This window comes from Arthrobacter sp. E44 (genome assembly GCF_041877125.1).
In the GTDB taxonomy this organism is placed as follows: domain Bacteria; phylum Actinomycetota; class Actinomycetes; order Actinomycetales; family Micrococcaceae; genus Arthrobacter.
The window spans coordinates 170,437-185,361 of record NZ_JBHDJA010000007.1 but is presented as its reverse complement, the minus strand read 5'-3'; the positions used below and the strand labels follow the sequence as shown (position 1 = coordinate 185,361).

The window sequence follows — 14,925 nt, the reverse complement described above, 5'->3', positions numbered from 1 at the left end:
CGAGCGCTACAACCGCACCATGCTCGACGAATGGGCCTACGCCCGTCCCTACGCCTCCGAGGCCGAGCGTGTTGCCGCTTTCGCCGACTGGCTCCATCATTACAATCATCATCGAGGCCACGTCTCACTCAACGGTCAGCCACCGGCCAGCCGCGTCACCAACCTCTCAGGTCAATACAGCTAGGCGTTGAAAAGGGCCTCGCGCACCGCATGCTCGAATCCACTCACATGGGCTTTGGCCAGCTCCGCGGCGCGATCTTCATCCCCGTCAATGACCGCCCGCAGCAGATCGAGGTGTTCGCGCACATGGTGATGGAGGTCCGGCAGCCGATCAATGACCATGCACCAGATCCGAGTGGCCAGGTTGTCGTAGCGGATCAGGATGTCCTCCAGGTGAGGGTTGGCCGCAGCGGCGTAAATCCCCTGGTGCACCCGGGCATCCAGCCGCAGGGTCTCTGTCACCGTTGCCGCAGCCACGTCAAACGCCTCCACCTCCTCGAGGGTGGCAGACAGCTCCGCGCGGGCCGCAGGCGAGGCAACCCTCGCTGCACGTGCGGCGGCAAGGGGCTCCAGCTGTGCCCTGATCTCGGAGATGAAGGAAAGGTCGGTGACGTCCACCCGGGTGGCGAACGTCCCCCGCCTGGGGTAAGTCTTCACCAGCCGGTCCAGCTCCAGCCGCTTGAGCGCTTCACGCACCGGGGTTCTCCCCACGCCCAGGTTCCTGGCAAGGAGCTCGTCATTGAGCAGTTCTCCGGGCTTGATTTCCAGCGTCAGCAACCGGTCCCGGATGCTTTCGTAGGCGACGTCGGCCAGCGACTTCCTGCCGGCGTCGTCCGCCACCGCCAAAGCCTCAAATGCCATGCCGGGCCCCCTTCTTCGCAATCCACAAAAAATCTATTGACCTCGCCTGTGGACCAGTATACGCTGGCACCCAATCTAATATATCAGTTCAGTGCTTTGAAATATATCTAGAAGGAGGGGGGACATGACCCTCATCGAAACAGCCTCAGCAACCACCACCCTGCCCGCGCTCAAGGAAGAGCAGGCGCAGAAGTTCGTGCTGACCCTGTCGTGCCGGGAGCAGGCAGGGATCGTCCAGGCCGTGACCACGTTCCTCTTCGAGCGTGGCTTCAACATCGACGAACACCAGCAGTTCGACGACAGCCTCCGCGAAACCCTGCACCTGCGCACCGCGTTCTCGGGTTCCCCCAACTACACGCCAGCCATGCTCGAAGAAGAATTTGCGTCGATTGCGGGCCGGTTCGACATGAAGTTCAGCTTCCACGGCCAGACCAAGCAGCGCGTCCTGGTCATGGTCTCCAAGTTCGGCCACTGCCTGAACGACCTCATCTTCCGCTGGCGCGGCGGCAGCCTCGGTGGGGAACTGGTAGCGGTCGTTTCCAACCACGAGACCCACCGTGCAATGGCCGAAGCCGCCGGCCTGCCTTTCATTTACCTCCCGGTCACCCCGGACACCAAGGCCGACGCCGAGCGCCGGCTCCTGGAGTTGGTAGATGAGTATGACGCCGACCTGGTGGTCCTGGCCCGCTACATGCAGGTGCTTTCTGACAACCTCTGCCGGGCGCTGGAAGGCCGGGCCATTAACATCCACCACTCGTTCCTTCCCGGTTTCAAGGGCGCGCGCCCTTACCACCAGGCCTACGACCGCGGCGTAAAGCTGGTCGGTGCCACGGCGCACTACGTCACTGCTGACCTGGATGAGGGGCCGATCATCGAGCAGGAAGTCATCCGGGTGGACCACACCTACGGCCCGGCCCAGCTGTCCACCGTCGGGCAGGATGCCGAGGCACTCGCACTGTCCCGCGCCGTCCGCTGGCACTGCCAGCACCGGGTACTGCTGGACCAGACCAGCACCGTGGTGTTCCGGTAACCGCCCGCCCGTTTCGCAGACACAATACTTAAAGCAGCAGGAGAGACCTTTTATGGAATCGTCGCCACGCATCGTCATCATCGGAGCCGGAATCGTCGGCACCAACCTGGCGGATGAACTCGTCACCCGGGGCTGGAACAACATCACGGTCCTGGACCAGGGCCCGCTCAACATGCCGGGCGGCTCCACGTCCCACGCCCCCGGCCTGGTCTTCCAGACCAACCCCTCCAAGTCCATGGCGCTGTTCGCGAAGTACACGGTGGAGAAGCTGCTGTCCCTCACCGAGGACGGCGTCAGCTGCTTCAACCAGGTGGGCGGACTGGAAGTCGCCACCACCGAAACCCGGCTTGCGGACCTGAAGCGCAAGCTTGGCTACGCCTCGTCATGGGGCATTGAGGGCTCCATCCTCTCCCCCGCCGAGTGCAAGGAGCTGTACCCCCTTATTAACGAAGAGGACATCCTCGGCGGCCTTCACGTTCCCAGCGACGGTCTGGCGCTGGCCGCCCGCGCGGTCCAGCTGCTGATCAAGCGCACTGAAGCGGCCGGCGTGAAGTACATCGGCAACACCCAAGTGACCGGCATCGAGCAATCCGGCCGGCGCGTTACCGGCGTCCAAACGCCCGACGGCGTGATCCCGGCAGACATCGTCGTCTCCTGTGCCGGCTTCTGGGGCGCAAAGGTCGGCGAACTGATCGGCATGTCCGTGCCGCTGCTGCCCCTTGCACACCAGTACGTCAAGACCACGCCGGTTCCGGCACAGCAGGGCAAGAACGAGCTGCCCAACGGTGCGCGTCTGCCCATCCTCCGCCACCAGGACCAGGACCTCTACTATCGCGAACACGGCGACCGATACGGCATCGGCTCCTACGCCCATAAGCCCATGCCGGTGGACCTGGACGAGCTCGGCAGCTTCAAGCCGAACGAGATCAGCGAACACAACATGCCCTCCCGACTGGACTTCACCCTGGAGGATTTCCTCCCGGCCTGGGAAGCCACCAAGCAGATCCTGCCCGCCCTGCGCGAGAGCGAGATCGAGGACGGCTTCAACGGCATCTTCTCCTTCACCCCCGACGGCGGCTCCCTTGTCGGCGAGTCGAAGGAACTGGACGGCTTCTTCGTGGCCGAAGCAGTATGGGTCACCCACTCCGCCGGTATCGCCCGGGCCGTGGCCGAACTCCTGGTGGACGGCAAGTCCTCCATCGACCTGGGCGACTGCGACATCCACCGCTTCGAGGAAGTGCAGCTGACCCCCGAATACGTCAGCGAAACCTCCCAGCAGAACTTCGTGGAGATCTACGACGTTATGCACCCGCTGCAGCCCAAGCTCTCCCCGCGCAACCTGCGTGTATCCCCCTTCCACGCCCGGCACAGGGAACTGGGCGGGTACTTCCTCGAAGGCGCCGGCTGGGAACGTCCCTACTGGTTCGAGGCGAACGCTGACCTGCTCAAGGAACTGCCCGCCGACTGGCGGCCGCCGGCCCGCGATTCCTGGTCCGGCATGTTCAGCTCCCCCATCGCCGCCGCCGAGGCATGGAAGACGCGTACCGCCGTCGCCATGTACGACATGACCCCGCTCAAGCGCCTGGAAATCTCCGGACCCGGGGCACTGAAGCTGCTGCAGGAACTGACCACCGCGGAAATGAACAAGAAGCCGGGCGCCGTCACCTACACGCTCCTGCTGGATGACAAGGGTGGGGTCCGAAGCGACATCACCGTTGCACGCCTGAGCGAGGACACCTTCCAGCTCGGCGCCAACGGCAACATCGACACCGCCTACTTCGAGCGGGCAGCCCGGCACCAAACCGAAAGCGGCAGCGCCGGAGACTGGGTCCAGGTGCGCGACACCACCGGCGGAACCTGCTGCATCGGCCTCTGGGGCCCGCTCGCCCGCGAGGTGGTCGGCGCGGTCAGCAGCGACGACTTCTCCAACGACGGCCTGAAGTACTTCAGGTCCAAGCAGGTCGTCATCGGCGGCGTCCCCGTCACCGCGATGCGGCTGTCCTATGTCGGTGAGCTCGGCTGGGAACTGTACACCAGCGCTGACAACGGCCAGCGCCTTTGGGACGCGCTGTGGAAGGCCGGCCAGCCCTTCGGCATCATCGCCGCAGGCCGCGCTGCATTCAGCTCGCTCCGCCTGGAGAAGGGCTACCGTTCCTGGGGCTCCGACATGACCACCGAGCACGACCCCTTCGAGGCCGGCCTCGGCTTCGCGGTGAAGATGGCCAAGGACAACTTCGTGGGCAAGGCAGCCTTGGAGGGCCGCACCGAGGAGAACTCCGGGCGGCGCCTGCGCTGCCTCACGGTCGACGACGGCCGCAGCCTCGTGCTGGGCAAGGAACCGGTGTTCTACAAGGAGCAGGCAGTTGGCTACGTGACCAGCGCCGCCTACGGCTACTCCGTCCGCAAGCCCATCGCCTACTCCTACCTGCCCGCCGAAGTTTCGGTCGGCGACTCGGTGGAGATCGAGTACTTCGGCCGTCGCATCGTGGCCACAGTCACCCAGGACCCGCTGTACGACCCCACCATGTCCCGGCTGCGCGGCTGAGCATGACGGAACAGCAAGTGAACACGGCGGCGCCGTCCGGGGCTGGCCCGGTTGGCACCGGTTCATCCGCCACGGGCTCGATCGGCACCGAGACCATCGGCGGCTACCTCGCACGGCTCGCCTCCCGGCAACCCACGCCCGGAGGCGGGGCGGCGGCCGCACTCCACGCCGCCCAAGGGGCAGCCCTGGTGGCCATGGTGGCCCGCTACACCACCGGCCCCAAGTACGGGGAGCACGCAGCCCTGGTGGAGCGGACCACGAAGGTGGCCGATGAGCTCGCGTCGGAGGCACTGCGCTTGGCCGACTCCGATGAACAGGTCTTCCAGGCCGTCATTGACGCCTACCGGCTTCCAGCTGACACCGAGGGGCTCAAGGCTGCCAAGACGTCGGCCATCCAGGCAGCGTTGGTGCAGGCCGCACAGACCCCCGCACAACTGGTCAAGCTGGCCGGCGCGGTGGTGGAGCTCGCAACAGGGCTGGCCGACGTCGCCAATCCGAACGTGATCAGCGATGTGGCCGCAGCAGCAGATGCAGCACGTGCCGCAGCCACCACGGCACGGGTCAATATCGACATCAATGTCGTGGCCATCAAAGACCCGGCAGTGCGGTCGCTGCTCAAGGAGCAGACGGACGGCATCGAGGAAAAGGTCGTGGCCTCGGCCGACGCCCTCACGGCACGGGTACGGGAAAGGATCCTTCAATGACCCAGTCGCTTTCCGGAAAGGAACTGGCCGGGGACATCCGGCACCGCGCCCGGGAGCAGGCCCGGGACCTCGAACAGGACGGTATCCACCCTGCACTGGCCGTGGTCATCGCCACCGACGACGGCTCGACCCACTGGTACGTCCGCTCCATCGAGCGGGCCGCCGAGGCGGCCGGGATCGGTTGCCGGGTCATCGACTTGGGGCACGATGCAACCGAGCAGGTGCTGGCCGACGTCCTGCGCGACCTGGGCGCCGAACCGTCGGTGCACGGCATCATCCTGCAGACGCCGCTTCCGGCCGGCGTCCGCACCGATGCCCTGGTGGGCCTGATACCGCCGGAAAAGGACATCGACGGCGCGAATCCACTGAGCCTTGGCCGCCTGGCCGTAGGGCAGCCGGCCTTCGCGCCTGCCACCGCCCGGTCCGTCGTCGAGATCCTGGAGCACTATCGCATCCCGGTCGCGGGCCGCAACGCTGTGGTTGTCGGCCGCTCGGCAGTAGTGGGAAAGCCGCTGGCCCTCCTGCTCCTGGAACGCGATGCTGCCGTCACGGTATGCCATTCACGCTCCGGGCCGCTGGAGCGATACACGGCTGAGGCTGACATCGTGGTGGTCGCGGCCGGAAGGACGGCCCTGCTCAACGGCAGCCATGTCTCTCCCTCCTCCGTAGTCATCGATGTGGGCACCAACGTCCTGGCCGACGGTTCGCTGGTGGGGGACGTGGATGCAAACAGCGTCCGCGGGGTTGCAGCTGCGCTCAGCCCTGTTCCGGGTGGCGTCGGCTCCGTAACGACGGCGTTGCTGCTCCTCCACACCGTGGAGGCCGCACGGCGGCAAGCGTGCCCCCTGCCGCTGCAGGCCGGCGTTTCAGGAGACCACGTCCTGGAAACGGCAAGCTAAGGTCCGCGTTCGCAGCGGGAGTCGCGTTTTCCGTGAAAGGTGCTTCGATGGGCCTAAGACCTGGGGAGGTATTCCTCATCGAAGCACCGTTTTCGGAAAACGGGACGCCGTAAACGAGCGGGCCTCTGGCGTGCCCCGGAACACGAAGCAAGGGCGCTTACATACTCTGACTTTCACAGTTCACAGTCTTGACTTTGAGTGTGACGTAGCGCACGATTTTGTTGCATAAAGCGAACGTTGTTGATCATCACGGAACGAAGCTTGCCCGGATATGTCCTTCCCTTCCCCCGGCTCCACCCGTGATGGCCTCGGAAACAGACGAACGAATTCATTCTGGCCGATCCGCACCTCGCCCATCGGCCCGCCCAGCGATGTCAGCATCCAGGCGGTACCGCTAAATCACCAAAGGAAACTGTTGATGACTATCAAAGATGGCAGCACCATCGATCAAAGCAGTGCAGAGCGCCGGAACCTGGGGACGACACCGGAGTCTGTCCCTGAGCCCAGAAAACGGCGCTCCGGTGGCGTCAGCGGCTTGCGCTGAAGCCCGAAGGGAACGAATTTCAATGATTAATTCGACCAGGTCGACGGCCCCCGTCGACACCTCAAAATCAGAAGAGACCAGCTCCGCGTTCAAACGTCGCTTCATGGTGCGGCTTGTTGCTGTCTTCATCGGCGGAATGTTCCTCGACGGTTACATCCTCGGAATTATCGGCCCCGTCACCGGACCCATGCGGTCAGAGCTCCAGCTCGACGCACTGTCCCTGGGCATGATTGCGGCAGGCCCGCTGGCTGGTATCTTCGTCGGCTCCCCGCTGGCCGGCTGGGCTACCGATAAATTCGGACGCAAGCCCATGTTCCTCGTGGACATGGGCCTGTTCCTCGCGGCCTCAGCGGCCCAGTTCTTCGTAACTTCCGGAGACGGAGCCGTGATCCAACTGGCCATCATCCGGTTCCTCATGGGCGTTGCGATCGGCGGTGAATACTCCATCGGCGGCCCCTTGCTGTCAGAGTTCTCCCCGCCAAAGCTCCGCGGGCGTTTGCTCGGACTGACCCTGATCGCCTGGTACGTCGGCTTCATGATGGCATTCATCATCGGCACGCTCCTGCATGATGCCGGCACCCCCTGGCGCCTCGTCATCGGCACGAGCACGATCCTCGCATTTGTCCTGTTCTTCGCCCGCTTCGGCCTCCCCGAATCGCCCAGCTGGCTCATTACGAAGGGACGGCGTGAGGAAGCACTCGAGATCGCACACAGATACATCGAATCGCCCCAGATGCACAACAGCATCACCGAAGAGATCGACCTGAGGGCGATCCAGGAGGCCCAGGCCGCGCAGGGCAGGACCAAAATCAAGAGCGCCTCCCTCGGAATGCTGTTCTCGAGGCAGAACTGGCGCACCACCCTCTTCACCTCAGGTTTTTGGTTCTGTGCGGTCACTCCGTACTTCGCGATCGCCACCTTCGCAGACGACGTGCTCAACCAGTTCGGCTTCGGCGGCGGCTGGGCCGGCGGAGTCGGGCTGTCCGCACTTGCCACCGCGGGTGTTGTCACCACCGTGCTTCTGATCGACAAGCTCGGCCGCCGAATCCTTACCGTGCCCGGGCAGTGGCTCTGCGCAGGCATCCTGCTGGTGATCGGAGTTTGGGCGGACGCACCGGCGATCCTCGTGCTCGCCCTGTTCCTCGCCTTCTCCTTCTTCAACGCCGGCTACACCACCTTGACCCAGGTCTATCCGGCCGAGCTGTTCCCCGGCCATCTGCGCGGCATCGGAATGGGCTTCGCCGCGGCCTTCAGCCGCATTGGAGCCGCGCTCGGCACCTTCGCCCTGCCGTGGGCGATCAGCAACATCGGCATGGGGCCCAGCATGGTCGTAGCCGCCGCCGTCGCATTACTCGGGGCAATCCTCTCGCAATGGCTCGCGCCTGAGACGAAGGGGCGCACCCTCGCCGACATCTCAGCAGACGTCTCCCACTGACACGGGACTGCACAAGAGGCCCTCGCCGTGCCTGCGGCGGGGGCCTCTTTGCTGCCTTTCGACGCAGTGCTGCCGATCCCCGCAACAAAGCAGGAAATCCTTGACATCCAATGTGAGCTAAGCCACTCTGTTGCATATAGTGATGCGCGTTGCTCATAGCGAAGCTAACTCCATCACCCGGTCAGGCGGATTCCAGCACCACCCAGGAGAACCAAAAATCATGAGCGCATCACCCCGCGTCGTCATCATCGGAGCCGGCATCGTCGGCACCAACCTCGCCGACGAGCTGGTAAGCCGCGGCTGGAACGACATCACCGTCGTCGAGCAGGGCCCGCTGGAACTGGCAGGCGGCTCCACGTCACACGCCCCGGGCCTCGTGTTCCAGAACAATCCGTCCAGGACCATGACGGCATTCGCCACGTACACCGTGAACAAGCTCCTCGCCCTGAGCAAGGACGGCGAGTCCTGCTTCAACCAGGTGGGCGGCCTGGAGCTGGCAACCACTCCGGAGCGCTTCGCCGACCTCCAGCGCAAGATGGGCGTGATGACGTCCTGGGGTGTCGAAAGCCGGATCATCGACGCCGACGAATGCGAAAAGATCTACCCGCTGCTGAATACCGGAAAGCTTTCCGGCGGCCGCGAGGTCCTGGGCGGCCTGCTCATCCCCACCGACGGAATCGCCCTGGCGGCCCGGGCGGTGCAGCTGCTGATCGAGCGCACGCGCGAGCGCGGCGTGAGCTACCGCGGCTCCACCACAGTCACCGGCATCACCCGGGAAGCCGGCAAGGTCACCGGCGTGGAGACGTCCGACGGCGTGATCCCGGCTGACATCGTGGTGTCCTGCGCCGGGTTCTGGGGACGTGAGCTCGGCAAGATGGTAGGCCTGGAGGTGCCGTTGCTGCCGCTGGCCCACCAGTACGCGGTCACCACGCCCCTGGTCGAACTCGAGGGCGTCAACGAGCTTGCGAAGGGTGCCAGCAAGCCCATCCTGCGCTACCAGGACAAGGACCTGTACTACCGCGAATGGGGCGACCGCATCGGCATCGGCAGCTACGCCCACCGCCCGATGCCGGTGGACATGTCCGCGCTGCCAAAGGTGGCGGCCAAGGAGATGTCCGACCACCGCATGCCCTCCCGCCTGGACTTCACCCTCGAAGACTTTGTTCCCGCGTGGGAGGACAGCCAGGACCTGCTGCCGGCACTGCGCAGCACTGAGATCCAGGACGGATTCAACGGCATTTTCTCCTTCACCCCCGACGGCGGCCCGCTCATGGGCGAGGCACCGGACCTCGAGGGCTTCTTCGTGGCCGAGGCCGTCTGGGTCACGCACTCGGCCGGCGTTGCCAAGGCCATGGCGGAGCTGATCATCGACGGCCACCCGCAGACCGACCTGATCGGCTGCGAACTGACCCGCTTCGAGAAGGTGCAAACCTCAGACGCCTACGTCAGCGAGACCTCGCAGCAGAACTTCGTGGAGATCTACGACGTCCTGCACCCGCTCCAGCCCCGCGAATCGCCGCGGGACCTGCGCGTCAGCCCGTTCAACGTCCGCCAGAAGGAACTTGGGGCTTTCTTCCTGGAATCCGCCGCCTGGGAACGCCCGCACTGGTTCGAAGCCAACCGGGGTCTCCTGGCCGAATTGCCGGAAGAATGGCAGGCCCCCGAGCGCGACGAGTGGTCCGCCATGTTCCACTCCCCCATCTCCGCCGCCGAAGCGTGGAAGACGCGCACCGCCGTCGGACTTTTCGACATGACGCCGCTGAAGCGCCTCTCCGTCACCGGCCCCGGCGCCCAGGCACTGCTGCACCGGCTCAGCACGGGCAACATCGCCAAGAATCCAGGTGCCGTGACGTACTGCCTGCTGCTGGAGCACGACGGCGGTATCCGCAGCGACGTGACCGTGGCAAGGCTCGCGGAGGAGGAGTTCCAGCTGGGCGTCAACAGCAACGTTGACTTCGACTACCTCCGGGTGGAGGCCCGCCGGCAATCGGCGGCGGATCCCTCGCAGTGGGTCCACGTCACCGACATTACGGGCAGCACCTGCTGCATCGGCCTGTGGGGCCCGCTGGCCCGCGAGGTCGTCGGCAAGGTCAGCACGGACGACCTGAGCAATGACGGCCTCAAGTACTTCCGCACCAAGCAAATCTCCGTTGGGGGCATCCCCGTCACAGCCATGCGGCTCTCCTACGTGGGCGAACTGGGCTGGGAGCTCTACACCACCGGTGAATACGGGCTGAAGCTCTGGGACCTGCTGTTCGAAGCCGGCCAAGAGCACGGCATCATCGCTGCCGGCCGCGGCGCCTTCAACAGCATGCGCCTTGAAAAGGGCTACCGGCTCTGGGGCACGGACATGAACTCCGAGCACCACCCCTACCAGGCTGGTTTGGGCTTCTCCGTGGCCAAGGACAAGACCGGGTTTGTGGGTGCCGAGGCCCTGGCGGTCCGCAAGGAACAGCCGGCGGCCAAGACGCTACGCTGCCTGACGGTCGACGACGGCACGTCAGTGGTGCTGGGCAAGGAACCGGTGTACGTGGGCGGGGAAGCCGCTGGTTACGTCACGAGCGCGGCGTACGGCTTCACCGTCGGCAAGCCCATCGCCTACGCCTGGCTGCCCGCGTCGGTGGCCGAAGGGGACGCCGTGGAAATCGAGTACTTCGGTCGGCGCGTAGCCGCCACCGTCAGCGCCGAACCGCTCTTTGACCCGGGGATGGAACGCCTCCGCGGCTGATCCGCCCAGCCACACCAAGCGGCACCCCGGACTGAACTGCTCAGTCCGGGGTGCCGCCGTTTGGCCTTGCCGCTTGTCAGCAGCGGGAACCAGGCATTAGTTGTTGAGGTAGCCGTTCGGGTCCAGGACGTACTTTGTTGCGGCTCCGGCATCGAATTCCGCGTACCCGCGCGGGGCATCCTCCAGCGGAATGGCCGTAGCGTTGACCGCCTTGGCGATCTGGATCCGGTCATGCAGGATGGCCATCATCAACTGCCGGTTGTACTTCATCACCGGGCACTGGCCCGTGGTGAAGGACAGGGACTTGGCCCAGCCGGTACCCAGCGACAGGGACAGGCTTCCCTTTCGGGCGGCCTCGTCCGCTGCTCCGGGATCGCCCGTGACGTAGAGGCCGGGAATGCCCACGGAGCCGCCGGCGGTGGTGAGGTCCATCAGCGAGTTAAGCACGGTGGCCGGTGCTTCCTGGGCGCCATGGCCGTGTGCGCGCGCTTCGAAGCCGACGGCGTCGATGCCGGAGTCGACTTCCCGGACGCCGAGGATCTGCTCGATCTGGTCGGCGGGGTCGCCGTTGGCCACATTCACGGTTTCACAGCCAAAGGACCGGGCACGGGCCAGGCGGTCCTCGTTCAGGTCGCCCACGATGACCACCGCTGCTCCCAGCAGCTGGGCGCTGGCGGCCGCGGCAAGGCCCACGGGACCGGCCCCGGCAACGTACACGGTGGACCCGACGCCGACCCCGGCCGTGACGGCGCCATGGAACCCGGTGGGCAGGATGTCGGAGAGCATGGTCAGGTCCATGATCTTCTCCAGTGCCTGGTCCCGGTCGGGGAAGCGCAGCAGGTTCCAGTCCGCGTAGGGGACCAGCACGTATTCGGCCTGGCCGCCAACCCAACCGCCCATATCCACGTAGCCGTAGGCGGAGCCGGGACGGTCGGGGTTCACGTTCAGGCAAATCCCGGTCTTGCGCTCCTTGCAGTTCCGGCAGCGGCCGCAGGAGATGTTGAAGGGGACGGAGACGATGTCCCCGACCTTGATGAACTCGACGTCGGGCCCGGTCTCGATGACTTCGCCAGTGATCTCGTGCCCCAGGACGAGGCCGGCCGGTGCGGTGGTCCGGCCGCGGACCATGTGCTGGTCGGACCCGCAGATGTTGGTGCTCACGGTGCGCAGGATGACCCCGTGAGGGACCTTCCGGCCGACATTGGCGGGATTGACGCCGGGGCCGGCTTTCAGCTCAAACGAGGGATACGGGGTGTCGATGACCTCGACGACTCCGGGCTCCTTGTACGCAACGGCTTTGTTACCTGACATGGGCATGGCTCCTATGGTTGGCGTTCGGTTGCCACGGAAGGCCTGACGCTGGGTGCATCAGACCTTCCGTGTGGTGTTACTTTTCACTTGCGGTGAATCTTTGGGGGCCGCGGGGTGCCCGCCGGCCCAGGGCGCGGCTAGGCGTCGATCACCATGTCGGTGCGCGCGGTGGAACAGCAGGGAAGGAACTTTCCGGCATCGATTTCACGTCTACGGATTCCGCCCTGGTGGTTCATGTCGATCTCCCCGGACAACTTGACCACCTTGCAGGAGCCGCACATGCCTTCCTTGCAGTTGGCGCCGATCCGGACACCGGCGCGCTGGGCCACCTCGAGGATGTGCTCCTCGGGGTCGATCCGCACGTTGATCCCGGTGCGCATGAAGGACAGGGTGAGGCTGCCGGTTCCCACGGTGTCGAAGCTGGAGGCGTCCGGGGTCTGCGCATCCGGGGCCACAGCCGGGGTGCCACCGGCCGGGGCCGGGGCTTCCGGGTTGGCAGCTTCCAGCGCCAGTCCCGTGGCCTGCAGGGTTCCGTCCTGGTCGTAGCCGGGCTCGTAGATCCCGAACGCTGCGGGCTGGCCTTCGAAGTAGTCCTCGGCGGATTCCGCGATTTCCCCAGCGATTTCCTCGGCGATGTCCGCCGCCAGGGCGAGCTCGGCCTGGTATTCGAGGAGGGTTTGCCGGTCGCCGGAGAAGAACTCCATGTAGATGGAGGTGTCGTCGACGCCCACCTTCCTGAGCAACTCAGTGGCGGTGTTCAGATACCCCTCCGGTCCACAGGCGTACACCTGCCGGCCGTTGGCGTCGGGCGCCACCTCATCGATCATGGCTGAGGTCAGCCGTCCGCTGAAGCCTTCCCAGTGCTCGGGCCTGCCGCGGTCGCCCAGGGCATAGAAGACCTTGATGCGCGAGTCCACGGAAGCGATGTAGGCCAGCTCCCGGTGGAAGGCGAAGCCGCCGGCTTCCGCGCCGTGATAGAGCACCACCACGTCGGCGGTTCCCGGCAGGGAGTGGATGGTCCGCAGCATCGACATGATGGGGGTGATGCCGGCGCCTGCAGCCAGGAAGAGGTACCGGGCGCGCCGGTCGGCGTCAGGCAGGTGGAATGCGCCCACAGGTCCCAGCATGTCCAGGACGGTGCCGGGCCTGACGTTCTGGTGCACCCAAGGGGAAACCAGTCCGCCCGGGTCACGCTTAACGGTAACGCTGAAGGTCCACGGTTCCGTGGGCGAACTGGACAGCGAGTAGCTGCGGTCCACGGGTTCCTGGTCCTCGCCGTTAACCGGGAAGGCGATGTTCACGTACTGGCCCGGGCGGAACGCCAGCGGTGCACCATCGGAGCGGCGGAACACGAAGGTCATCATGCCGCCCGCTTCGGGGATGGTTTCGACGCATTCGGCCATGAACTCCTGCGGATGCCACGGGCCCAGGGCCTTGGCTGCGCTGGCCGGTCCTTCGACGCTGCCCATCACCCGGTTCCACGGCATTTCAAGGCCGCGGATGCGCTGTGGTTCCTGGACCTGCGTCTGGGTGAGGACGTCAATCATGCCAAGTGCTCCTGCACGCGGTGGACGTACCAGTTGATGAAGGCCTCCACCTGGTATTCGCTCTTCATGTACGGGCCGGGCTCGTAGGCGGGGCTGGCAGCTCCCTGCTGGCACAGTTCCACGAACGCCTTGTCCTGAATGTTGGTCTGCTTCCAGGTGTAGGTGAGCTTGTCGAGGTCGTAGTCAACGCCTTCCTCGGCGTCGTCAGCCACCAGCCAGGTGGTGCGGACCAGGGACTGGTGCTCGTTGATGGGGAAGACGCCGAACGTGATGACGTGGTCGCCCAGGAAGTGGAACCAGCTGTTGGGCTGCAGGTGCATCGAGCAGCGGCCCAGGCGGAAGTCCCGCAGGTCGCCGAGCAGCTTCTTGGAGAGCCTGCGGCCGTCGGCCGAGAACGATTCGCCTTCGCCGTCCAGGGATTCGCGTGAGATGCGGATACCGGCAATGCGGGTGTCGAGTTCCTCAACCACCTCGTAGGGCAGGCCGTAGCGGCGGCAGCGCTCCTCGAGGGAGGACTGGGCTTCCTTGTTGCGGTCCCAGACCTCTTCAAGGTGGGCCGGAATCAGTCCCTCGGTCAGGCCCCATGTGGGGAAGAGCGAGCAGGCGAGTTCCGGGTGTCCGTCGCAGTGGTAGCACTCACGGTTGTTCTCCATGACGAGCTTCCAGTTGCCCTCTTCGATGATGTTCTGCTGGTAGGCAATCTTCGTCTTGGACAGGTCGTGGGGTGCCAGGTAGGGCTCAAAGATCTTGGAGGTCTCGTCGAAGTCTGCGGGCGGTTCGTCAGCGATGCAGACGAAGATGAGGCCGGCAACCTCGCGGCTGTGGGCGCGCTTGAGGGCAAAGCAGTTCTTATCGAACTTGGCTTCGCCGGGGGCGGAGGCGTGGATCAGGTTGCCCTCCGGGGAGTAAGTCCAGGAGTGATAGCCACAGACCAGGTTTCCGGTGGAACCGGCAGCTTCGGTCAGGACCCGCGCACCCCGGTGGCGGCAGACGTTGTGCAGGACGTTGACGTCGCCCTCATCGGTGCGCAGCACGATCAGGGAGTAGGGGCCGTAGTCCACCGTGATGTAGTCGCCCGGCTCCGGCAGCTCGGCAACGCTGCCGGCAAAGATCCAGTGCTGGCCGAAGATGGCCTCCACGTCGAGCTTGAAGATGGTGGGGTCGGTGTAAAAGGGGGCGTCGAGGGAGTAGCCGGTGCGCCGTAGAGCGAACAACTCGGTAATTTCAGCCAGCTGCTCGGCCGGCATTGTTGAAGCGAGCTTTCCGCGTGCGCTGAGGGGCGCGTTCACTGAGGTAGTCATGTGTTTCCTCCCAAAAGGGC

General features: G+C 65.2%; 12 protein-coding genes. 8 read left to right on the top strand and 4 right to left on the bottom strand.

Features of this window, described 5'->3' with window-relative positions:
* Positions 1-184: integrase core domain-containing protein (locus ACETK3_RS08790; protein WP_373992756.1), on the top strand; the 184-nt coding region annotated here is incomplete at its 5' end.
* Here ACETK3_RS08790 and ACETK3_RS08785 read toward each other — a convergent pair.
* Positions 181-861 carry a GntR family transcriptional regulator gene (locus tag ACETK3_RS08785; RefSeq protein ID WP_236799813.1) on the bottom strand — a complete coding sequence of 227 codons (681 nt, stop codon included), beginning with the start codon at positions 859-861 and terminating at the stop codon, positions 181-183. The genes ACETK3_RS08790 and ACETK3_RS08785 overlap by 4 nt on opposite strands.
* A gap of 124 nt (positions 862-985) precedes the next feature.
* On the opposite strand from ACETK3_RS08785, the gene purU reads away from it, so the two are divergent.
* From purU to ACETK3_RS08750, 7 genes are all read left to right on the top strand, one after another.
* Positions 986-1,891: a formyltetrahydrofolate deformylase gene (gene purU / locus ACETK3_RS08780; protein ID WP_237429049.1), complete on the top strand. Its 906-nt coding sequence runs from the start codon at positions 986-988 to the stop codon at positions 1,889-1,891.
* Between the two features lie 52 nt (positions 1,892-1,943).
* Complete coding sequence (locus ACETK3_RS08775; RefSeq protein ID WP_373992755.1) at positions 1,944-4,436, top strand: FAD-dependent oxidoreductase; 2,493 nt, start codon at positions 1,944-1,946, stop codon at positions 4,434-4,436.
* Between the two features lie 2 nt (positions 4,437-4,438).
* Positions 4,439-5,140, top strand: a complete 702-nt coding sequence (locus ACETK3_RS08770) for a cyclodeaminase/cyclohydrolase family protein (RefSeq protein WP_306969430.1) — start codon at positions 4,439-4,441, stop codon at positions 5,138-5,140.
* The gene (locus tag ACETK3_RS08765) at positions 5,137-6,039 is read left to right on the top strand and encodes a bifunctional 5,10-methylenetetrahydrofolate dehydrogenase/5,10-methenyltetrahydrofolate cyclohydrolase (RefSeq protein WP_306969432.1); all 903 of its coding nucleotides are present in this window, start codon (positions 5,137-5,139) and stop codon (positions 6,037-6,039) included. The genes ACETK3_RS08770 and ACETK3_RS08765 overlap by 4 nt, the downstream gene beginning before the upstream one ends.
* A gap of 418 nt (positions 6,040-6,457) precedes the next feature.
* Positions 6,458-6,583 (top strand): hypothetical protein, encoded by a 126-nt coding sequence (locus ACETK3_RS08760; RefSeq protein ID WP_306969434.1) that lies wholly within the window; start codon positions 6,458-6,460, stop codon positions 6,581-6,583.
* A 103-nt stretch (positions 6,584-6,686) separates the two neighbouring features.
* Positions 6,687-8,018, top strand: a complete 1,332-nt coding sequence (locus tag ACETK3_RS08755) for an MFS transporter (RefSeq protein ID WP_236820585.1) — start codon at positions 6,687-6,689, stop codon at positions 8,016-8,018.
* Between the two features lie 220 nt (positions 8,019-8,238).
* Positions 8,239-10,746: an FAD-dependent oxidoreductase gene (locus tag ACETK3_RS08750; RefSeq protein WP_373992754.1), complete on the top strand. Its 2,508-nt coding sequence runs from the start codon at positions 8,239-8,241 to the stop codon at positions 10,744-10,746.
* 96 nt (positions 10,747-10,842) lie between these two features.
* Here ACETK3_RS08750 and fdhA read toward each other — a convergent pair whose 3' ends face one another.
* The 3 genes from fdhA to ACETK3_RS08735 all read right to left on the bottom strand — a co-directional run bounded on the left by fdhA (position 10,843) and on the right by ACETK3_RS08735 (position 14,905).
* Positions 10,843-12,057 carry a formaldehyde dehydrogenase, glutathione-independent gene (fdhA, locus tag ACETK3_RS08745; protein ID WP_236799825.1) on the bottom strand — a complete coding sequence of 405 codons (1,215 nt, stop codon included), beginning with the start codon at positions 12,055-12,057 and terminating at the stop codon, positions 10,843-10,845.
* A 137-nt stretch (positions 12,058-12,194) separates the two neighbouring features.
* Positions 12,195-13,604 carry a ferredoxin reductase gene (locus ACETK3_RS08740; RefSeq protein WP_373992753.1) on the bottom strand — a complete coding sequence of 470 codons (1,410 nt, stop codon included), beginning with the start codon at positions 13,602-13,604 and terminating at the stop codon, positions 12,195-12,197.
* Positions 13,601-14,905, bottom strand: a complete 1,305-nt coding sequence (locus tag ACETK3_RS08735; RefSeq protein ID WP_237429056.1) for an SRPBCC family protein — start codon at positions 14,903-14,905, stop codon at positions 13,601-13,603. Before ACETK3_RS08735 ends, ACETK3_RS08740 begins: the two co-directional genes overlap by 4 nt.
* Positions 14,906-14,925 lie beyond the last annotated feature (20 nt).